At 73.8% G+C, this 19,162-nt stretch carries 19 protein-coding genes; 15 read left to right on the top strand and 4 right to left on the bottom strand.

Annotated elements, in window-relative coordinates; all coding sequences use genetic code 11:
- Window positions 1–58 precede the first annotated feature (58 nt).
- On the top strand, window positions 59–1,189 hold the full coding sequence (purM, locus tag ABD899_RS18620; RefSeq protein WP_345208846.1) for a phosphoribosylformylglycinamidine cyclo-ligase: 1,131 nt from the start codon (window positions 59–61) through the stop codon (window positions 1,187–1,189).
- A gap of 320 nt (window positions 1,190–1,509) precedes the next feature.
- The gene (locus ABD899_RS18615) at window positions 1,510–1,908 is read left to right on the top strand and encodes a hypothetical protein (protein ID WP_345208844.1); all 399 of its coding nucleotides are present in this window, start codon (window positions 1,510–1,512) and stop codon (window positions 1,906–1,908) included.
- 83 nt (window positions 1,909–1,991) lie between these two features.
- Here the strand turns inward: ABD899_RS18615 and ABD899_RS18610 are convergent, their stop codons facing one another.
- From ABD899_RS18610 to ABD899_RS18595, 4 genes are all read right to left on the bottom strand, one after another.
- Window positions 1,992–2,534, bottom strand: a complete 543-nt coding sequence (locus tag ABD899_RS18610) for a cysteine hydrolase family protein (protein WP_345208842.1) — start codon at window positions 2,532–2,534, stop codon at window positions 1,992–1,994.
- Window positions 2,531–4,090 (bottom strand): purine-cytosine permease family protein, encoded by a 1,560-nt coding sequence (locus ABD899_RS18605; RefSeq protein WP_345208840.1) that lies wholly within the window; start codon window positions 4,088–4,090, stop codon window positions 2,531–2,533. The genes ABD899_RS18610 and ABD899_RS18605 overlap by 4 nt, the downstream gene beginning before the upstream one ends.
- Window positions 4,091–4,209: 119 nt before the next feature.
- The gene (locus ABD899_RS18600; protein WP_345208838.1) at window positions 4,210–4,404 is read right to left on the bottom strand and encodes a DUF3073 domain-containing protein; all 195 of its coding nucleotides are present in this window, start codon (window positions 4,402–4,404) and stop codon (window positions 4,210–4,212) included.
- A gap of 192 nt (window positions 4,405–4,596) precedes the next feature.
- Window positions 4,597–5,697, bottom strand: coding sequence for a Glu/Leu/Phe/Val family dehydrogenase (locus ABD899_RS18595; protein WP_345208836.1), 1,101 nt, complete (start codon window positions 5,695–5,697; stop codon window positions 4,597–4,599).
- 90 nt (window positions 5,698–5,787) lie between these two features.
- Between ABD899_RS18595 and fgd the strand changes: the two genes are divergently transcribed.
- The 13 genes from fgd (at window position 5,788) to ABD899_RS18535 (ending at window position 18,859) form a co-directional block, all read left to right on the top strand.
- On the top strand, window positions 5,788–6,810 hold the full coding sequence (gene fgd / locus ABD899_RS18590) for a glucose-6-phosphate dehydrogenase (coenzyme-F420) (protein ID WP_345208834.1): 1,023 nt from the start codon (window positions 5,788–5,790) through the stop codon (window positions 6,808–6,810).
- Window positions 6,807–7,739, top strand: a complete 933-nt coding sequence (folP, locus tag ABD899_RS18585; protein ID WP_345208832.1) for a dihydropteroate synthase — start codon at window positions 6,807–6,809, stop codon at window positions 7,737–7,739. The genes fgd and folP overlap by 4 nt, the downstream gene beginning before the upstream one ends.
- Window positions 7,736–8,875, top strand: a complete 1,140-nt coding sequence (locus tag ABD899_RS18580; RefSeq protein WP_345208830.1) for a CaiB/BaiF CoA transferase family protein — start codon at window positions 7,736–7,738, stop codon at window positions 8,873–8,875. The genes folP and ABD899_RS18580 overlap by 4 nt, the downstream gene beginning before the upstream one ends.
- A gap of 22 nt (window positions 8,876–8,897) precedes the next feature.
- On the top strand, window positions 8,898–9,689 hold the full coding sequence (locus tag ABD899_RS18575) for an enoyl-CoA hydratase-related protein (protein WP_345208828.1): 792 nt from the start codon (window positions 8,898–8,900) through the stop codon (window positions 9,687–9,689).
- Window positions 9,690–9,797: 108 nt separating this feature from the next.
- Window positions 9,798–9,884, top strand: coding sequence for a K(+)-transporting ATPase subunit F (gene kdpF / locus ABD899_RS19010; protein WP_425474996.1), 87 nt, complete (start codon window positions 9,798–9,800; stop codon window positions 9,882–9,884).
- Between the two features lie 9 nt (window positions 9,885–9,893).
- Complete coding sequence (gene kdpA / locus ABD899_RS18570; protein ID WP_345208826.1) at window positions 9,894–11,540, top strand: potassium-transporting ATPase subunit KdpA; 1,647 nt, start codon at window positions 9,894–9,896, stop codon at window positions 11,538–11,540.
- Window positions 11,537–13,576 (top strand): potassium-transporting ATPase subunit KdpB, encoded by a 2,040-nt coding sequence (kdpB, locus tag ABD899_RS18565; RefSeq protein WP_345208824.1) that lies wholly within the window; start codon window positions 11,537–11,539, stop codon window positions 13,574–13,576. The genes kdpA and kdpB overlap by 4 nt, the downstream gene beginning before the upstream one ends.
- A gap of 5 nt (window positions 13,577–13,581) precedes the next feature.
- The gene (gene kdpC, locus ABD899_RS18560) at window positions 13,582–14,166 is read left to right on the top strand and encodes a potassium-transporting ATPase subunit KdpC (RefSeq protein ID WP_345208822.1); all 585 of its coding nucleotides are present in this window, start codon (window positions 13,582–13,584) and stop codon (window positions 14,164–14,166) included.
- A 10-nt stretch (window positions 14,167–14,176) separates the two neighbouring features.
- A complete protein-coding gene (locus tag ABD899_RS18555; RefSeq protein WP_345208820.1) occupies window positions 14,177–15,829 on the top strand; it encodes a DUF4118 domain-containing protein in 1,653 nt (550 codons plus the stop codon).
- Window positions 15,826–16,803 (top strand): sensor histidine kinase, encoded by a 978-nt coding sequence (locus ABD899_RS18550; RefSeq protein ID WP_345208818.1) that lies wholly within the window; start codon window positions 15,826–15,828, stop codon window positions 16,801–16,803. The genes ABD899_RS18555 and ABD899_RS18550 overlap by 4 nt, the downstream gene beginning before the upstream one ends.
- Window positions 16,796–17,485 carry a response regulator transcription factor gene (locus tag ABD899_RS18545; protein WP_345208817.1) on the top strand — a complete coding sequence of 230 codons (690 nt, stop codon included), beginning with the start codon at window positions 16,796–16,798 and terminating at the stop codon, window positions 17,483–17,485. The genes ABD899_RS18550 and ABD899_RS18545 overlap by 8 nt, the downstream gene beginning before the upstream one ends.
- A gap of 200 nt (window positions 17,486–17,685) precedes the next feature.
- Window positions 17,686–18,084, top strand: coding sequence for a hypothetical protein (locus ABD899_RS18540; protein WP_345208815.1), 399 nt, complete (start codon window positions 17,686–17,688; stop codon window positions 18,082–18,084).
- Window positions 18,085–18,169: 85 nt separating this feature from the next.
- Window positions 18,170–18,859, top strand: a complete 690-nt coding sequence (locus ABD899_RS18535; protein WP_345208813.1) for a DUF6766 family protein — start codon at window positions 18,170–18,172, stop codon at window positions 18,857–18,859.
- Window positions 18,860–19,162 lie beyond the last annotated feature (303 nt).

Here is a 19,162-nt window from a genome sequence, read left to right as displayed (position 1 = left end):
CGTCCGCCCTCGGGGCGAGCGGCCGTGGCCACGAGTGCGCGCCGGTAGGCTGCGCGGCGTGAGCGAGACCGAGCAGCCGACGTCCATCACGTACGCCGAGGCGGGTGTCGACGTCGAGGCCGGGGACCAGGCCGTCGAGCTCATGAAGGCCAGCGTCCGGCGGGCCAGCCGGCCCGAGGTGCTCGGGGGGCTCGGTGGCTTCGCGGGGATGTTCGACGCGAGCGCCGTCGCGCGGATGGCGCGCCCGGTGCTCGCGACGAGCACCGACGGCGTCGGCACCAAGGTGGCCATCGCCCGGGCCCTCGACCGGCACGACACGATCGGCTTCGACCTCGTCGGCATGGTCGTCGACGACATCGTCGTGTGCGGGGCCGAGCCGCTGTTCATGACCGACTACATCGCCTGCGGCAAGGTCGTCCCCGAGCGCATCGCGGCCATCGTCTCGGGCATCGCCCGCGCCTGCGAGCAGGCCCGGGTCGCCCTCATCGGGGGTGAGACGGCCGAGCACCCCGGGCTGCTCGGGCCGGACGACTACGACCTCGCCGGAGCCGCGACCGGCGTCGTCGAGTTCGCCGACGTGCTCGGCCCCGAGCGGGTGGCCCCGGGTGACGTCGTGCTCGGCCTCGCGAGCAGCGGGCTGCACTCCAACGGCTACTCGCTCGTGCGCCGCGTCGTCGAGCACGCCGGCTGGGCGCTCGACCGGCACGTCGACGAGTTCGGCCGCACCCTCGGCGACGAGCTCCTCGAGCCGACCCGCGTCTACTCCGCCGACCTCCTCGACCTCGTCCGTGCCGCCGGCGTCGAGCTCCACGCGCTCTCGCACGTCACCGGCGGGGGCCTCGCCGCGAACCTCGCGCGCGTGCTGCCCGACCACGTCCACGCCCGGGTCGACCGGTCCACGTGGACCCCGCCCGCGGTGTTCTCGACCGTCGGCCGGCTCGGGGCCGTCCCCCGGCCGGACCTCGAGCGCACCCTCAACATGGGCGTCGGCTTCGTCGCCGTCGTCCCCGCTGACTCGGTCGACGCGGCCACCACGCTGCTCGAGGCGCGCGGCATCCGCACGTGGGCCCTGGGCGAGGTCCTCGATGCGGCGACGGCCCCCGTGGACGCGGGGGTCGAGGTCGTGCGCGGCGCGAAGGGCGTCGAGGGCGGTTCGGTCCAGGTCGTCGGGAACCACCCCGCCCCCTGACCCCCGGGCTCTCCCGACCTCGTGCGACTTCTGCGCGGTTCCGCCGGGCCGGTCGGCCGGAAACCGCGCACAACTCGCACGGAGTCGGGGTGGTTGGGCGTCCGGGAGCGCGGCGCTGCCGCCGGCGGTCGATGCGGTGGATGCCGTGCCGCGGCCGCGAAGGTGGATGTCGTGGGTCGATGCGGTGGATGCCGTGCCGCGGCTGGGAGGTGGGTGGCCTCCGCGGCCGGCGGGTGCATCCCCTCCGGCGGCGGTCGGTGCGGGTGGGTTGAGTACGCGGGCCCATGACGGGTCCGAGGCGCCCCGGCCATCCTCGGGCCATGCCCTCCGCAGACTCCACCGTCGCAGGCCCCGACCACCCGCTCACCCCGCACGACCGCGTCGCCACCACCGAGTGGGTGCGCACCGCCCAGCGGTGGACCGCAGGAACCCTCGTGCTCGCGACCGTGGTGCTGCTGGGGTACCTCGCGGCCGTCGTCGGTGCGGCGTGGCTCGTGGGGTCGGCCGTCGAGGTCGTCGCAGGGCGAGAGCTCGGCGACCTCGACGTCATCGCCGTCGCCGCCGATGTCGCCCCCGTGCTCCTCGTCGGCTGGTGCACGGGACTCGCGACGTGCGCGGCGCTCTGCCGCGGAGAGGCCCTCGGTCCCCGGGCATCGGGGCTCGTCGCCGGCGCGGTCGGTGCCCTCGCGGGGGCCGCCGTCCTGTCCCTGGCGTTGTGACGACCTCGTGCGAGTTGCACACGGGTTGCGGGCCATGTGGGGGTCAGAACCGCGTGTTTGTCGCACGAGGTCGGGAGGGGGGGTCAGGTCAGGGTGATCTGGGGGGCGTAGAGCGCCATCGCCGCGAGGGCTCGGGCGTGGTTCTCCAGGCTCGACCCCGCGCACGCGGCGGCCGACACCCGCACGGTGGCCCCGGCATCCGCTGCCGGCAGCGCCGTCGACAGCACGCAGCAGTCCGTCGCGACCCCCGCGAGGGTGAGCCGGGCGTCGTCGCCGACGAGCCCGCGCAGGACCGGCCACTTCCCGAAGGTCCCGGCGGTCACGACGTGGTCGGCGGCGCCGGCGAGCTCGGGGACGACGGCGTAGAGCGGGTCGTCGTCCGGGACGAGCGCGAACGGCCACTCCTCGTAGTAGGGGCCCCACGAGCCACCGAGGGAGGGGTCGGCGACGAACCGGGTCACGACCGTGCGCGCCGGGCCGAAGGCCTGCGCGAGCGCGACGATCCGCGGCACGGTGTCGGCCCACATGACCGAACCCCACGGGGACGCCTGCGGGTCGGCGAAGACCGCCTGCGGGTCGACGACGACGAGCCAGCCGTCCTCGGCCCCCGCCGGCTCCGGGCTCACCGGGCCGCCTCGCGGGCGCCCGGTCCGGCGACACCGCCGGCCTCCTGCGCCACCGCGCCCCCGCCCGACATGCCGTCCTCCTGGCGCCGCACGGTGCCACGACGGGCGACGAGGGTGACGAGGAAGCCGATCGCGAGCGCGAGGAGCACACCGATGTTGGAGTACGGCCACGCGCCCTCCCAGTACGGGCCGGCCGGGTCGTCGACGTAGGTGCCGAGCCCGAGCGGTTCGAGGAGGTACCCCTGCCAGTTGTTCCAGGCGGCGTCCTGGGCGAAGTTGTTGACGACGAGGCCCCACCCGACGACCGACGCCACCACCATCGTGCCGATCGAGACCCAGTCCCACGCGCCGTAGCGACCGCGCGCGTCGAAGAGCGCGTCGTCGTCGTAGTCGCGCCGGCGCAGCGCGATGTCGGCGATCATGATGCCGGCCCACGCGGCGAGCGGGACGCCGAGGGTGATGAGGAAGCTCTGGAACGGGCCGAGGAAGTCGGCAGCGACGAAGACGACGAAGAACGTGCCGAGCGTGAGGATGATGCCGTCGACGAGTGCCGCGGCCGGCCGCGGGATGCGCACGCCGAGGGAGAGCAGCGTGAGGCCCGAGGAGTAGATGCCGAGCACGGCGCCGGAGATGAGCGACATGATGACCGCCAGGAGGAACGGCACGAGGAACCACGTCGGCAGGATCGTCGCGAGCGTGCCGATCGGGTCGCTCGGGATGCCGGCGAGCACCTCCTCGTTCGAGGCCGAGAGCATGAGGCCGAACGTCACGAGGAGCACCGGGGCGATCGCTCCCCCAAAGGTGTTCCAGAAGACGATCGCGCCGCCCGGCGCGGAGCGGTGCTGGTAGCGCGACCAGTCGGCGGCGATGTTGATCCAGCCCAGCCCGAAGCCGGTCATGAGCATGACGAACGCCCCGACGACCGACTGGGCCTCGCCCGCGGGCAGCGCCGTGACGGCCGCCCAGTCGATCTCGCTCGCGGCCACGAGGACGAAGAGGATCGTCACGGCGCCGGTGATCCACGTGAGGACCGACTGCAGCCGCATGATGATGTGGTACCCGGCGACCGAGGCGAGCACGATGACCGCGGCGACGACGACGGCGGCGACGACCTTGGTCGTCGTGCCGCCGCCCCAGCCGAGCTGCTCGAAGATCGTCGCCGTCGCGAGCACGGCGAGGATGGCGAGGAAGGTCTCCCAGCCGATCGAGACGAGCCACGAGATGACGCCGGGCACCTTCTGGCCGGTGACCCCGAACGCCGCGCGCGACAGGATCATCGTCGGTGCCGACCCGCGCTTGCCGGCGATGGCGACGATGCCGCAGAGCACGAAGGAGACGACGATCCCGAGGACCGTCACGACGACCGCCTGCGCGAAGGAGATGCCGAACCCGAGGACGAACGCGGCGTAGGAGATGCCGAAGACCGAGACGTTCGCCGCGAACCACGGCCAGAACAGGTCGCGCGGCCGGGCGGTGCGCTGCGACTCGTCGATGATCTCGATGCCGGTGGTCTCGATGCCCAGGCGCTGGGTGGCGGCGGCGGTCGTCTCGCTCATGGGGCCGAGCATAGGCCCGTGGGCAGCGCCGACGGGCGCACCGGACCGGCCCGGTCAGGGGTGCACGACGGACCCGCGCCCGGCGGCGCGGTCATCCGAGGGGAGGGGTCAGGTCGGCGTCAACGCCGGCCCGGAGACCACGACCCGTAGTCGTCCTCGTCCTCCTCGCGGTCGTCGGCCGCGCTGCGGCCGGCGCCCGTCTGGGAGGCACCGTGAAGTTCTCGCTCAAGCGCGGAGAGGTCGGTGTCGGGGCTGTAGTACTTCAGCTCCCGAGCGACCTTCGTCTGCTTGGCCTTGGCTCGGCCGCGCCCCATGGCGTGACCCCCTCGTGCGTCTGCCGGGGCGGCATCACGAATGGGACGGCCCCGTCTTCAGGGTCATCCCACGTCGCGGAGCGGTCCCGGGAATCGTGTGTGTGTCGTGACGCCAACGGTACATCAGTGGAGCGGGTCCGGCGACGCCGTCCCGGACAACGGTCGGGCGGGTCGCCGGATTCCCGACCCGCCTCACCGGGGCCGGGCGCCCACCGGGTCGCCGGGCAGCCAGGGGCGCGGGCCGCCCGCCGCGACGCGGCGCTCGGCGAGCCGGTCGGCGGCGACGGCGGGGCTGACGTCGTCCGCGTCGGCGCTCCTCAGCACCTCCAGGGTGTGGTCGAAGATCGTCGCCGTCCGTTCGCGGGCCCGCTCCATGTCGAAGCCCTGCAGCTCGTCACTGACCTGGATGACGCCACCCGCGTTGACGAGGAAGTCGGGGGCGTAGACGATGCCCCGCTCGCGCATCCGGTCGGCGGTCCCGCCGGGACCCTCGGTGACGAGCTGGTTGTTGGCGCCGCCGCAGACGACCCGGGCTCGCAGCGCGACGACGGTCTCGTCGTCGAGCGCGCCGCCGAGGGCGTTCGGGCTGAAGACGTCGACGTCCGCGTGGACGAGGTCGTCGAGCCACTCGACGGCCCGCACCCCCGGCAGTCGCGCGAGGAGCGCGCTCACGGCATCCGGGTCGACGTCGCTCACGACGACCTCGGCGCCGTCGTCGACGAGGTGCTCGGCGAGCCGGCGCCCCACCTTGCCGACGCCGGCGATGCCGACCCGCCGACCGGCGAGGGTGGGTTCCCCCCACACGTGCTGGGCGGCGGCCCGCATGCCCTGGAACACGCCGTAGGCCGTGAGCACGGAGGAGTCGCCGGCGCCCCCGCGCTCCGGTGAACGGCCGGTGGCCCAGCGGGTCGACTCCCCGACGACGTCCATGTCCTCGACGTAGGTGCCGACGTCGCACGCCGTGACGTAGCGGCCGCCGAGCGACTCGACGAAGCGGCCGTACGCCCGGAGCAGCTCGGGTGTCTTGTCGCGGTGGGGGTCGCCGATGATGACCGCCTTGCCGCCGCCGTGGTCGAGCCCCGCGACGGCGTTCTTGCTCGTCATCGCCCGCGAGAGGCGCAGCACGTCGGCGAGGGCCTGGTCCATCGAGGAGTAGGGATGGAAGCGCGTGCCGCCGAGGCCCGGCCCGAGCGCGGTGTCGTGGAGGGCGATGACCGCCCGCAGCCCGGTGTCGGGGTCGGAGCAGAACGCGACCTGTTCGTGGCCGGTCAGGTCGATGAGGTCGGTGGCCATGGTGCGCTCCTCGACGGGGGTGGCCCCCTCACGCTAGCCCCTCCGGTGTGACACTTGGCCCGGAGTCGTCTCACCGGTGAGGAGAGGGTCGTGCTGAAGGTCGGGTACAAGGCGTCGGCGGAGCAGTTCGCCCCGGGCGAGCTCGCGGGGTTCGCGGTGCGGGCCGAGGAGCTCGGGTTGGACTCGGTGACCGTCTCGGACCACTTCCAGCCGTGGCGGGTGCGGGGCGGGCACGCTCCGAGCGCCCTGGCGTGGATGCCGTGGGTGCTGGCGCGCACCGAGCGGGTCGTCGTGGGGACCTCCGTGCTCACGCCGACGTTCCGGTACAACCCGGCGGTGGTCGCGCAGGCGTTCGCGACGATGGCGTGCCTGGCACCGGGGCGGGTCGTCCTCGGCGTCGGCACGGGCGAGGCCCTCAACGAGATGGCCGTGGGGTCGGTCGGCGACGGGCCGTGGCCCGAGTTCAAGGAGCGGTTCGCCCGGTTGCGCGAGGCGGTGCGCCTCATGCGTCAGCTGTGGACGCAGGACCGCGTCACCTTCGAGGGGGAGTACTACCGCACCGAGGACGCCGCGATCTACGACCGGCCGGAGGTGCCGGTGCCGGTGTACGTGGCCGCCGGGGGGCCGATGGTCGCCCGGTACGCCGGTCGGGTCGCCGACGGGTTCATCTGCACCTCGGGCAAGGGGCGCGAGCTGTACGCCGACCAGCTCGTGCCGGCCGTGGACGAGGGGTTGGCGAAGGCCGGGCGCCCCCGCGACGGCATCGAGCGGATGATCGAGGTCAAGCTGTCCTGGGACCCCGACCCGGACCGCGCCCTGGCGAACACCCGGTTCTGGGCGCCGCTGTCGCTCACGGCCGAGCAGAAGCACTCGATCCACTCCCCGGCGCAGATGGAGGCGGCGGCCGACGAGCTGCCGATCGAGCAGGTCGCCGGGCGCTGGGTCGTGGCGTCGGAGCCGGAGGAGGTCGTGGCCGCCCTGAGGGTCTACACCGACCTGGGGTTCGACCACCTCGTCGTCCACGGGCCCGGCCACGACCAGGAGCGCTTCCTGTCCAGCTTCGCCGAGCAGGTCCTGCCCGGACTGCGCGAGCTCACGCCCGCGCCCCGGTGAGCGACGCGGTGCAGCTCGTGCCCGCGCGCGTGCCGGCGGCCCCTGCGCCCCTGCGGCTGCGCGGCCGCGCCTTCGACGCCGGGCGCCCGGCGGTCATGGCCATCGTCAACCGCACTCCCGACTCGTTCTGGTCGGGCAACCGGCACGCCGACCTCGGCTCGGCCCTCGAGGCCCTGGACGAGGCCGTGGCGCTCGGAGCGGACGTCGTCGACGTCGGCGGGGTGCGCGCCGGGCAGGAGGGTGAGGCGGTCTCGGGCCGCGAGGAGGTGGAACGGGTGGTGCCCTTCCTCGCGGCGGCGCGCGAACGGCATCCGGACGTCGTGCTGAGCCTCGACACGTGGCGCTCCGAGGTCGCGAGGGCCGCCGCCGCGGAGGCCGGCCTCGACCTCGTCAACGACACCTGGGCCGGGCACGACCCCGAGCTCGTGCACGTCGCGGCGGAGGTCGGCGCCGGGTACGTCGTGTCGCACACCGGGGGGCTGCCGCCGCGCACCGACCCCGTCGCCGTGACCTACCCACCCGAGCCGCTCGGTGTCGTCGACGACGCGCTGCGCACGCTGCGGGAGGGGGCGACGCGGGCCGTGGATGCCGGGCTGCCGGCGGATCGCGTGCTCGTGGACCCGACGCTCGACTTCGGCAAGACGACCGCGCACTCGCTCACCCTGCTGCGACACACGGAGGCCATCGTGGGGTTGGGTTTCCCTGTGCTGCAGGCGTTGTCACGCAAGGACTTCGTCGGTGAGACGCTCGGCCTCCCGGCCGACGACCGCCTCGAGGGCACCCTCGCGGCGACGGCGGTCGCGGCCTGGCTCGGGGCGACGGTGTTCCGCGCCCACGACGTGCGGGCGACGCGGCGGGTCGTCGACATGGTGGCGTCGATCCGGGGGGAGCGCCGCCCGCTCGTCACCGTCCGCGGGGTGCCCGGGTGAGCGCGGGCGGCCCGCTCGCCGGCACCCGGGTCGTCGAGCTCGGCGGCATCGGGCCGACCCCGTTCGCGGGGCTCTACCTCGCCGAGCTGGGCGCGGACGTCGTGCGCGTCGACCGTCCGGGGGAGACCAACCCCTTGGCCCTCGCGGGCGGGCTGCGACGGTCGCGCCCGAGCATCTGCGTCGACCTCAAGACGGCGGCGGGGCGCGGCGTCGTGCAGCGGCTCGTCGACGACGCCGACGTGCTGCTCGAGGGCTACCGGCCCGGGGTCGCCGAGCGGCTCGGGCTCGGGCCCGACGACTGCCTGGCCCGCAACCCGCGCCTCGTGCACGCCCGGATGACCGGCTGGGGGCAGACCGGTCCCTGGGCGCAGCGGGCCGGGCACGACATCACGTACGCCGCGGTGTCCGGGACGCTCCACGCCCTCGGCCCTGCGGCGCGTCCGGTCGCGCCGGTGCCGGTCGTCGGGGACTTCGCCGGCGGGTCGATGTACCTCGTCGCGGGGGTGCTGGCCGCCCTCGTGGCCCGGGGGACGACCGGCCGGGGACAGGTCGTCGACGCGGCGATGGTCGACGGGGCGGCGCACCTGTTCACGATGGTCCACGGCCTGCTCGGGGCGGGGGCGTGGCGCGACGAGCGGGAGGCCAACCTGCTCGACGGAGGGGCACCCTTCTACGCCGTGTACGAGTGCGCCGACGGCCGGTTCGTCGCGGTCGGGGCCCTCGAACCGCCGTTCTGGGCCGAGCTCGTCGCCGGTCTCGGCGTCGAGGTGCCGGGGGAGCAGTACGACCCGGCGACGTGGGAGGCCCAGCGGACCGCCTTCGCCGCGGCCTTCCGCACCCGCACCCGGGACGAGTGGGCCGCGCACTTCGAGCACACCGACGCCTGCGTGGCGCCGGTGCTGTCGCTGCGCGAGGCGCCGCACCACCCGCACCTCGTGGGGCGCGGGACCTTCGCCCCGGACGCCCACGGTCACCCAGTGCCCCGCACCGGTCCTCGGCTCTCCGACACCCCACCGCTCGACCCCGGGCCCGAGCCGACACCGGGGGCCGACACGACCGCCTACCTGCTCGCGCACGGCTTCACGGCGGCCGAGGTGGAGGCGCTCGTCACGTCCGGGGCCGTGGTGCAAGCCTGAGCATGTGGGGTTGGATGGCGGCATGAGCGCCACGAGCACACCGAGCACGGCCGGAACGCCCGGAACGGTCCTCGTCGAGGTCACCGGCGCCGTCGGGCGGATCACCCTCAACGCCCCGGAGCGGCTCAACGCCGTCGACCCGTCGATGTGCGAGGAGGTCGCCGAGGCCGTCCGGGCCTTCGATGCCGACCCGGCCGTCAGGGTGGTGGCGCTCACCGGTGCCGGCCGCGGGTTCTGCTCCGGCGCACCGCTGTCCGCCGACGGCGCGACCGCCGGGACGCTGTATGCCGGGGCCGACCTCGTGCGCGCGCTCCTCGCCTCCCGGACGCCGGTCGTCGCGCTCGTCAACGGCGTCGCCGCCGGGATCGGGGTGCCGATGGCGCTCGCGTGCGATTACGTCGTGGCGAGCGACGCGGCATCCTTCGTGCTGGCCTTCGCCCGGATCGGGCTCATGCCCGACGGCGGCGCGACCGCGCTCGTCGCGGCGTCGGTCGGCCGGGCGCGGGCGATGCGGCTCGCGCTCACCGGCGAGCGGCTCCCGGCGACGACGGCCGAGGAGTGGGGGATGGTCGCCGAGTGCGTGCCGGCCGACGCGTTCGGGGCGCGCGGCGAGGAGGTGCTCGGCGCGCTCGCCAGCGGGGCCACGGTGGCGCTCGGGCAGACGAAGGCGGCGGTCAACGCGGCGTCCGTCGACGTCGAGGCGGCCCTGGCCCGCGAGGAGGCCGGCCAGGTCTCGCTCATGCACACCGAGGACTACCGAGAGGGCGTCGCCGCCTTCCTCGCCAAGCGGCCCGCGGAGTTCACCGGCCGCTGACTCGCGGCGCGCCGGAGCCCGGGGGCCGGGCGTCAGGATCGCGTCAAGAGGTGTGGGGACGGCGTCTACTCCATCCTCGGGCGCTGCCGTCGGGTGTGTCATCGACACATGTGGGAAGACATCGTGGCCGCCGTCGTGGGTTCCGCCCTCGTGACCTACCTCCTCTACGCCCTGGTCCGCCCGGACCGGTTCTGAGGAGGCCTCGTGAACCCCGTCGTCGTCACCGGCGCCGCCGTGCTCACCCTGGCTGCGTTGCTCGCCCTCGTCCACGTGCCGTTGGGCACCTGGATCCATCGGGTCTTCACCGACGAGGACGACTGGCGCGTCGAGCGCGTGCTCTACCGCGTCGTCGGTGTCGACCCTCGGACCGAGCAGCGGTGGACCGGCTACGCAGTCTCCGTGGTCGCGTTCGCGGTGGTCTCGGTCCTCGCCCTCTTCCTGCTCGTCCTGCTGCAGGGGTGGCTGCCCTGGTCGCAGGGTCGCTCGATGAACTGGCACACCGCGCTCAACACCGCCGTCTCGTTCGTCACCAACACCAACTGGCAGTCGTACGCCGGTGAGGCCGGCGCGGGCTACACCGTCCAGACCGTCGGGCTGGGCGTCCAGAACTTCGTGTCCACCGCCACCGGCCTGGCCGTCGCGATCGCGCTGGTCCGCGGCATCGCGCGCCACAGCACTGACCGGATCGGGAACTTCTGGGTGGACCTCGTGAGGGGCACCACCCGAGTCCTGCTGCCGATGGCGGCCGTCGCCGCGGTCGTCCTGCTCGCGGGTGGCGTCGTCCAGAACCTCACCGACCCCATGGCCATCACCACCGTCACCGGCGGTCAGCAGGTCGTGCAGGGCGGCATGGTGGCCTCCCAGGAGGCCATCAAGGAGCTCGGCACGAACGGCGGCGGCTTCTTCAACGCCAACTCGGCCCACCCGTTCGAGAACCCGAACGCCTGGACGAACCTGTTCGAGGTCTTCCTCCTGCTCGTCATCCCGTTCTCGCTGCCCTACACCTTCGGGCTCATGGTGCGCAGCCGCCGCCAGGGCGTCGTCGCGACGGCGACGATGGCCGGCCTGCTCGTCACGAGCATCGGCCTCACGGCGTGGGCGGAGTACTCCGCCGCGGGCGGTCCCCTGGGGTCGATGGAGGGCAAGGAGCAACGCTTCGGCGTCGCCTGGTCCGCGGTGTTCGCCGCCTCGACCACCGGCACCTCGACGGGCGCCGTCAACTCGATGCACGACAGCTTCAGCGCCCTCGGCGGAGCGGTGCCGCTGTCGAACATGATGCTCGGAGAGGTCTCCCCGGGGGGTGTCGGCACCGGCCTCTACAACCTGCTCGTCTATGTCGTGCTGGCCGTCTTCATCGCCGGCCTCATGGTCGGCCGGACGCCCGAGCTGCTGGGAAAGACGGTGGGCCGCAGGGAGATCACCTACGTGGCGCTCAGTGTGGTGGTCACACCCGCCCTCGTGCTCGTCGGCACGGGTCTGGCGGTCGTGCTTCCCGTGGCGACGGCCGGCCTGCTCAACAGCGGGCCACACGGTCTCACCGAGATGATGTACGCCTACACGTCGGCCTCGAACAACAACGGCTCGGCCTTCGCGGGGCTCACCGCCGACCAGCCGTTCCTCGACCTCACCCTGGCGCTGTGCATGTTCGCCGGTCGGTTCGTCACGATCGTGCTCGTGCTCGCCCTCGCCGGCGCCTTCGCCGCCCAGCGCAGGCGCCCCGTCACCGCCGGCACGATGCCGACCGACACCCCCCTGTTCACCGTCCTGCTCGCCGGCACCGTCGTGGTCGTCGCTGGGCTCACCTTCTTCCCGGCCCTCGCCCTCGGGCCGATCGCGGAGGCCCTGTCATGACTGCTGCTCCCCTCGTCCGCACCGGGTGGGAGGCCCTGCCCCAGGCGTTCGCCAAGCTCGACCCCCGGCACACGTTCCGCTCGCCCGTCATCTTCGTCGTGTGGGTGGGCTCGGTGCTCACCACCCTGCTCGCGATCCTCGACCCGTCGGTGTTCTCGGTCTCGGTCGCCGGGTGGCTGTGGGCCACGGTGCTCTTCGCCAACCTCGCCGAGGCCGTCGCCGAGGGCCGCGGCAAGGCCCAGGCCGAGACCCTGCGCAGGACCCGCACCGAGACCACGGCCCGCCGGCTTCGCGAGGACGGCACCGAGGAGCAGGTGCGCGGCACCGAGCTTCGCGTCGGCGACCTCGTCGTCGTGGAGGCGGGGGAGGTCATCCCGGGGGACGGCGACGTCGTCGAGGGGGTGGCCACCGTCGACGAGTCGGCGATCACCGGAGAGTCCGCGCCGGTCATCCGCGAGTCCGGTGGTGACCGGTGTGCCGTGACCGGGGGTACGACCGTGCTGTCGGACCGGATCGTCGTCCGGGTGACGAGCAGGCCCGGTGAGACCTTCATCGACCGGATGATCGCGCTCGTCGAGGGCGCGGCCCGCCAGAAGACGCCCAACGAGATCGCCCTGACGATCCTGCTCACCACGCTGACCCTCATCTTCATGTTCGCGGTGGGCGCCATCCAGCCGATGGCGATCTACTCGGGGTCGCGCCTGTCCCTCGTCGTGCTCGTCGCCCTGCTGGTGTGCCTCATCCCGACGACGATCGGCGCGCTGCTGTCGGCCATCGGCATCGCCGGCATGGACCGCCTCGTGCAGCACAACGTGCTCGCGATGTCCGGCCGCGCGGTCGAGGCCGCGGGTGACGTCAGCACCCTGCTGCTCGACAAGACCGGAACGATCACCTTCGGCAACCGCCAGGCGAGCGATGTCGTCCCCGTGGAGGGAGCCCACCGCGAGGACCTGCTGCGCGCGGCCTACCTGTCCTCCCTCGCCGACGAGACGCCCGAGGGCCGCTCGATCGTGGACCACGCCCTCGCGTCCGGGGTGGACCCGGCCACCGGCTCGTTCGCCGAGCTGCGTCGGTCAGGTGCCGAGTTCGTGCCGTTCTCGGCGTCGACGCGGATGTCGGGAGTCGACCTGCCCGACGGCACGGCGGTGCGCAAGGGAGCCGGTTCCGCCGTGGCCGCGTGGGTGGAGTCCGCCGGCGGGCACGTCGCCGGCGACCTCCACTACGCCGTCGACGGCATCAGTGCGACCGGCGGCACCCCGCTCGTCGTGGCGATCTCGGAGCCGGGTGCGCCGGCACGCACGCTGGGTGTCGTCCACCTCAAGGACATCGTCAAGCCCGGCATGCGCGAGCGGTTCGACCAGCTGCGGGCGATGGGTATCCGCACCGTGATGATCACCGGCGACAACCCTCGCACGGCCGCCGCGATCGCGGGCGAGGCCGGCGTCGACGACTTCCTCGCCGAGGCGACCCCCGAGGACAAGATGGCGCTCATCAAGGCCGAGCAGGAGGGCGGCCGGCTCGTCGCGATGACCGGTGACGGCACCAACGACGCGCCCGCCCTCGCCCAGGCCGACGTCGGCGTCGCCATGAACACCGGCACCTCGGCCGCGAAGGAGGCCGGCAACATGGTCGACCTCGACAGCGACCCGACCAAGCTCATCGACGTCGTCGCGATCGGCAAGCAGCTGCTCATCACCCGTGGGGCGCTGACGACCTTCTCGATCGCCAACGACGTCGCGAAGTACTTCGCGATCATCCCGGCGATGTTCGTCGGGGTCTTCCCGGGCCTCGAGGCACTCAACGTCATGGGCCTGTCCAGCCCCGAGTCGGCGATGCTCTCGGCGGTCGTCTTCAACGCCCTCATCATCATCGCCCTCATCCCGCTCTCCCTTCGTGGCGTGAGGTACCGCCCGGTCTCCGCGCACCGGATGCTGCGTCGCAACCTGCTCGTCTACGGCCTCGGCGGCCTCGTGGCCCCGTTCGTCGGCATCAAGCTCATCGACCTCGTCGTCTCCCTCCTCCCCGGACTCAGGTGATCACCGTGGCCATCGCCCGCCAGCTCGCCGCCTCGGTCAAGGCGCTCCTCGTCCTCACCCTGGTGGCCGGGCTGCTGTACCCCGCCGCCATCCTGGCCATCGGGCTCGTCGTGCCCGGCCAGGCCAACGGGTCCCTCATCGAGGTCGACGGCACGGTCGTCGGCTCGAGCCTGCTCGGCCAGGCCGCGGGGGGACCGCAGTGGTTCCAGGCCCGACCCTCGGCGTCCGACCACGCCGGCGACACCAGCGGGGGTTCGAACCTCGGGCCCAGCTCCGAGGAGCTCGCCAGCCAGGTCTCGGAGCGCGGGGCCGCCCTGCGCGAGGCCAACCCGGACGCCCCGGCGTCCATCCCCGCCGACGCGCTCACGGCATCCGCGAGCGGTCTGGACCCGCACATCTCGCCGGAGTACGCCGCCTACCAGGTGCCGCGGGTGGCGGCGGCGCGCGGGATGAGCGCGGCGCAGGTGCAGCGACTCGTGGCGGCGCACACCGAGCATGCGGTGCTGGGCTTCCTCGGGCAGGACCGGGTGAACGTCACCGAGCTCAACGTCAGCCTCGCGACCGCCGACGCCTCCACCGGCAGTCAGTGAGAATGGGGGAATGGCGCACGGCCGGCTTCGCATCTACCTCGGGGCGGCCCCCGGGGTGGGCAAGACCGTCGCCATGCTCGACGAGGGACGCCGGCGACTGGCCCGGGGCACCGACGTCGTGGTCGGCCTCGTGGAGACGCACGGACGCGAGCACACGGCGGAGATGATCCAGGGCCTGGAGGTCCTGCCACGGGCGCGCCTGGACCACCGCGGGACGACGTTCGAGGACATGGACCTCGACGGCCTCCTCGCCCGCCACCCCGCTGTCGCACTCGTCGACGAGCTCGCCCACACGAACGCGCCGGGGTCGCGCCACGAGAAGCGCTGGCAGGACATCGACGAGCTGCTCGACGCCGGCATCGACGTCATCTCGACGGTCAACATCCAGCACCTCGAGTCGCTCAACGACGTCGTGGAGTCGATCACCGGTGTCGTGCAGCGGGAGACGGTGCCCGACGAGGTCGTGCGACGCGCCGACCAGATCGAGCTCGTCGACATGTCACCCGAGGCACTGCGCCGACGGATGGCCCACGGCAACATCTACAAGGCCGAGAAGGTCGACGCCGCGCTGGCCAACTACTTCCGGGTGGGCAACCTGTCGGCGCTGCGCGAGCTGGCCCTCCTCTGGCTCGCCGACCGCGTCGACGAGGGGCTCGAGCGGTACCGGGCCGACCACGGCATCGAGTCGTCGTGGCCCACCCGGGAACGCGTCGTCGTCGCCCTGAGCGGTGGGCCCGAGGGGGACACGCTGCTGCGGCGGGGGGCCCGGATCTCCTCGCGGGGCGCCGGCGGCGAGCTGCTCGCCGTGCACGTCGCGAGGTCGGACGGGCTGACCGGCCCACCGCTGCCCACCTTGGCGCACCTGCGCCGCCTCACCGAGGAGCTCGGCGGCTCGTGGCACACGGTCACGGGCGACGACCCGGCCGACGCGGTGCTCGACGTCGCCCGGGGCGTCAACGCCACCCAGGTGGTCATCGGCAGCACCCGACGGCCCCGGTGGCGAACGCTGCTCGTCCCGAGCACCACCGAAGAGGTCATCACCCACTCCGGCGACATCGACGTGCACGTCGTCACCCACTCGTTCGCCGCGGGGCGCGGCTGGCGGGTCCCGAGGGCCGCGCTGCCGCGTCGCCGGGTCCGCCTGGGGTACGCGGCCGCCGTCCTCGGGCCGCTCGCCCTCACCGCCGCGCTGATGCTCGCCCCCCGGGACCCGGGGCTGTCGCTCACCGTGCCGCTCTACCTCCTCCTCACCGTCCTCGTCGCGCTCGTCGGCGGCATCGGCCCGGCGCTCGTGGGGGCGGTCGCGTCGTCGGCGCTGCTCAACTGGTACTTCCTCGACCCGGTGCGCACCCTGACGATCTCCGAGCCGGAAAACGCCCTGGCCCTGCTCGTCTTCGTCCTCGTCGCCGTCGCGGTCGCGTTCGTCGTGCACACGAGCGCCCGCCGTGCCGAACGGGCGGTCGCGGCCCAGCGGGAGTCCGCGGCCCTCGCCGAGCTGACGCACACGCTCCTCGGCTCCACCGACCAGATGACGGTGCTGCTCGACCACGCCGTCGACATGTTCGGCGCCCGCCGCGCGCTCGTCGTGCGCCGGGCCACGGCGGACGAGCCGGCACGGGTCGTCGCCGAGGGAGGGGGGCGGCCCCCGAACCGGGGGCGGTGACGCGCCCGGCATCCGTCGGCGCTCGTGACGTCGAGGAGACGCACTCGCCGGCCGACGACGAGCACGATCTCGTCCTCGTCGGGGTGCGGGTGCCCGCGGACCGGCAGCGGCTGCTCGCGGCCTTCGCGGCCCACGCCGGCGCCATCCTGCAGCGACGTGCCCTCCAGCGCGCCGCCGGTGAGGCGGCCGCGCTGGCCCGGGACAGCTCGGCCCGCACCGCCCTGCTCTCCGCCGTGTCGCACGACCTGCGGACGCCGCTCGCCGGCATCAAGGCCGCGATCGGCAGCCTCCGCTCGGGCGAGGTGACCTTCTCGGAGGAGGACGAGGCCGAGCTCAAGGCGGCCATCGAGGACTCGGCGGACCGGCTCGACGCGCTCATCGGCAACCTCCTCGACATGTCACGCCTCGAGGCCGGCGCCCTCGTCGCCAGCCCGCAGCCCGTCGACCTCGGCGAGGTCGTCCCGGCGACGGTCGCCTCGGTGTCCGAGCCCGAGCGTGTCACGTGGCGGCTCGACCCCGAGAGCCGGCAGGTCGTGGCCGACCCCGGCCTCCTCGACCGGGTGCTCGGCAACATCATCGAGAACGCGCTGCGCCACCAGCCGCCGCCGGCCCCGGTGCTCGTCTCGACGAGCTGCCTCGGCAGGCGGGCGCAGGTGCGGGTCGTCGACACCGGGGCGGGCGTCCCCGAGGACGCGCGGGAGCGGATCTTCCTGCCGTTCCAGCGGCAGGGGGACGCCCCGGCCGGCGACGGCGTCGGGCTGGGACTGGCGGTCGCCCGCGGCCTGGCCCTGGCCATGGACGGCGACGTGACGGCCGAGGAGACCCCCGGTGGCGGGCTCACCATGGTCGTCGAGCTGCCGCGGGCGCTGCCGGCCGTCGCTCCGGGCGGTCCCGAGGGTCGGGCGGGCTCGGCGCGGGCCGCCGAGCGCGACGCCGCGCGGGCCGACGCGCGCGAGGAGGTGGACCGTGGCTGAGCGCGTGCTCGTCGTCGACGACGACGAGACGATCCGTCGCACGCTGCGGATCAACCTGCGGGCCCGTGGCTACGAGGTCGAGGTGGTCGGCTCCGGGCGGGACGCCCTGTCGACCCTCGAGGACGCCCCGCCGGACCTCGTCGTCCTCGACCTCGGCCTGCCCGACGTCGACGGGGTCGAGGTGCTGCGGCAGCTGCGCCGGACCTCTCGGGTGCCCGTCGTCGTGCTCTCGGCGCGGCACGGCTCGGACGACAAGGTCGAGGCACTCGACGAGGGGGCCGACGACTACGTCACCAAGCCGTTCGGGATGGATGAGCTCATGGCCCGGGTGCGCTCGGCCCTGCGACGGGGTGGGGGAGACGGCGAGGCGCTGGGCGGGATCGCGCCCGTGCTCACCGAGGCGTTCGCCGTCGACTTCGGCACGCTCACGGCGACCCGGTCCGGCGACCCGGTGCACCTGACCCCGACCGAGTGGCGCCTGCTCGGCGAGCTCGCCCGGCACCGCGGACGCGTCGTCACCCAGGCCGACCTGCTCCGAGCCGTGTGGGGCCCGGCGTACGGCCGCGAGTCGAACTACCTGCGGGTCTACGGCAACCAGCTGCGGCGCAAGCTCGAGGCCGACCCGTCCCGCCCGCGCCACATCATCACCGAGCCCGGCATCGGCTACCGCCTCGTGGAGTGACCTCCGGAGGCCACCCGACCGCCCGGGCCGCAGACCCCCGAAGGGCCGCGCCCGGTCCTAGGCTCGGCCGCATGGACCGATCCCGGACCAGATCCCGGACGACGCGGCGCCGGGGGGCCGCCGGGTGTTCCGGCAGGATGCCGGCCGGTCGCGCCACGCGGGCCACGCGCGCCACGGGCGCCACGCGCGCCACGCGCGCCATGCCGGCCACGACCGCCGCCCTCGTGGCCCTGGCGTCCCTGTCGCTCGCCGGCTGTGGTGCCGACGTCGAGCGCGCGGGCGCGGCGCGAGCGGCAGACGCGTTCACGGCATCCGCGACGGCCGATCCCGGCGCCGCCTGTGCCGTCCTCGCGCCGCGCACCCTCGAGCGGCTCGAGGAGGACGGTCACTGCGCCCGGGCCCTGGCCACGGCCGGCCTACCGGAGGCGGGGGCCCGAGGTCAGGTGTCCGTCGCCGGGCACTCGGCGCAGGTGCGCTACGCGTCTGACACCGTCTTCCTCTCGCTCTTCGCCGACGGGTGGCGGGTCACGGCGGCCGGCTGCCGCGACCGGTCCGCGGACGACGCCGTGCCGTACGACTGCATCGTGGACGGGGGGTGAGCAGGGTGCGCACGATGTTCTGGGTGTACGCCACCTTCCTCGCGGCAGGCCTCGCCTTCTGCATCGCGGTCGGGCTGGCTCAGCGATGAGCGCGCCGGCCCCCCGATCCTTCCTGCGCGACAACTCGCTGTCGCTCGTCATCGGTGCCCTCCTGCTCCTCGTCCTCGCCGGCCAGGCGTGGTGGGGGGTGGCCCACTACAACGAGGAGGCGCGCACGGCGGGTCTGCAGGAGATCGACCTGTGGCGTTACGTCACGTCGTCCGGGTTCGCGGTCGACGTGGCCGAGAACTGGCAGTCCGAGTTCCTCCAGTTCACGCTGTACATCGCCCTCACGGTGTGGCTCGTGCAACGCGGGTCGTCGGAGTCCAAGGCGCCCGGTGACGAGGGGCGGGAGAGCGACGAGCAGCAGCTCGTCGGCGAGCACGCCCAGCCGGACTCACCCGCGTGGGCCAGGGCCGGTGGCTGGCGGACCTCGCTCTACTCACACTCGCTCGTCACGGTCATGGCCGTCGTCTTCGTCGCGTCGTGGGTGGCTCAGGCCGTCGCGGGCCGGGTCGCCGACAACGAGGAGCGGATGCGCGACCAGCTCGACCCGCTCGGCCTCGGGGCCTACCTCGTGTCACCGGACTTCTGGGGGCGCACCCTGCAGAACTGGCAGTCCGAGCTGCTCGCGATCGGCACCATGGCGGTCTTCGCGATCTACCTGCGCGAGCGGGGCTCGCCCGAGAGCAAGGAGGTCGGCGCACCCCACGACGTGACGAGCTCGAGCGACTGAGGATGCCGTGCCGCGGGTGGGCGCGCGTGCTTGCGTCGGGTGGTGGCTGGCGGGCATCGTGCGGGGCTGGCGGGGTTGTGTCGTGGCCTACCGCCTGGTAGTCGCTGCGTGGGCAGCGACTGCGACGATGTAGCCCGCGCCGCTGGCCCGCGATGGGCCGCGCGGTCAAGGATGTCCGAGGGTGTGTGGCCGGCCGGCAGGGTCGGCTCCCGACACCGCTGGATGCCGTGGAATCGTGACTTGGTTGTGACCTTTCCGGGTGTGGGACAGGCCTGTTCGTAGGGGTGGGTGTCGGTGGTCGCC

Source organism: Fodinibacter luteus (genome assembly GCF_039541575.1).
In the GTDB taxonomy this organism is placed as follows: domain Bacteria; phylum Actinomycetota; class Actinomycetes; order Actinomycetales; family Dermatophilaceae; genus Fodinibacter; species Fodinibacter luteus.
This window is presented reverse-complemented; position numbering and strand designations above follow the sequence as displayed.

What these genes read in the sequence shown, in the direction of transcription:
- ABD899_RS18615 (WP_345208844.1), top strand. Translation starts at nt 1,510, where the DNA reads ATGCCCTCCGCAGACTCCACCGTCGCAGGCCCCGACCACCCGCTCACC.
- ABD899_RS18605 (WP_345208840.1), bottom strand. Translation starts at nt 4,090, where the DNA reads ATGAGCGAGACGACCGCCGCCGCCACCCAGCGCCTGGGCATCGAGACC.
- ABD899_RS18600 (WP_345208838.1), bottom strand. Translation starts at nt 4,404, where the DNA reads ATGGGGCGCGGCCGAGCCAAGGCCAAGCAGACGAAGGTCGCTCGGGAG.
- ABD899_RS18595 (WP_345208836.1), bottom strand. Translation starts at nt 5,697, where the DNA reads ATGGCCACCGACCTCATCGACCTGACCGGCCACGAACAGGTCGCGTTC.
- ABD899_RS18575 (WP_345208828.1), top strand. Translation starts at nt 8,898, where the DNA reads ATGAGCGCCACGAGCACACCGAGCACGGCCGGAACGCCCGGAACGGTC.
- kdpF (WP_425474996.1), top strand. Translation starts at nt 9,798, where the DNA reads ATGTGGGAAGACATCGTGGCCGCCGTCGTGGGTTCCGCCCTCGTGACC.
- kdpB (WP_345208824.1), top strand. Translation starts at nt 11,537, where the DNA reads ATGACTGCTGCTCCCCTCGTCCGCACCGGGTGGGAGGCCCTGCCCCAG.
- ABD899_RS18555 (WP_345208820.1), top strand. Translation starts at nt 14,177, where the DNA reads ATGGCGCACGGCCGGCTTCGCATCTACCTCGGGGCGGCCCCCGGGGTG.
- ABD899_RS18540 (WP_345208815.1), top strand. Translation starts at nt 17,686, where the DNA reads ATGCCGGCCACGACCGCCGCCCTCGTGGCCCTGGCGTCCCTGTCGCTC.
- ABD899_RS18535 (WP_345208813.1), top strand. Translation starts at nt 18,170, where the DNA reads ATGAGCGCGCCGGCCCCCCGATCCTTCCTGCGCGACAACTCGCTGTCG.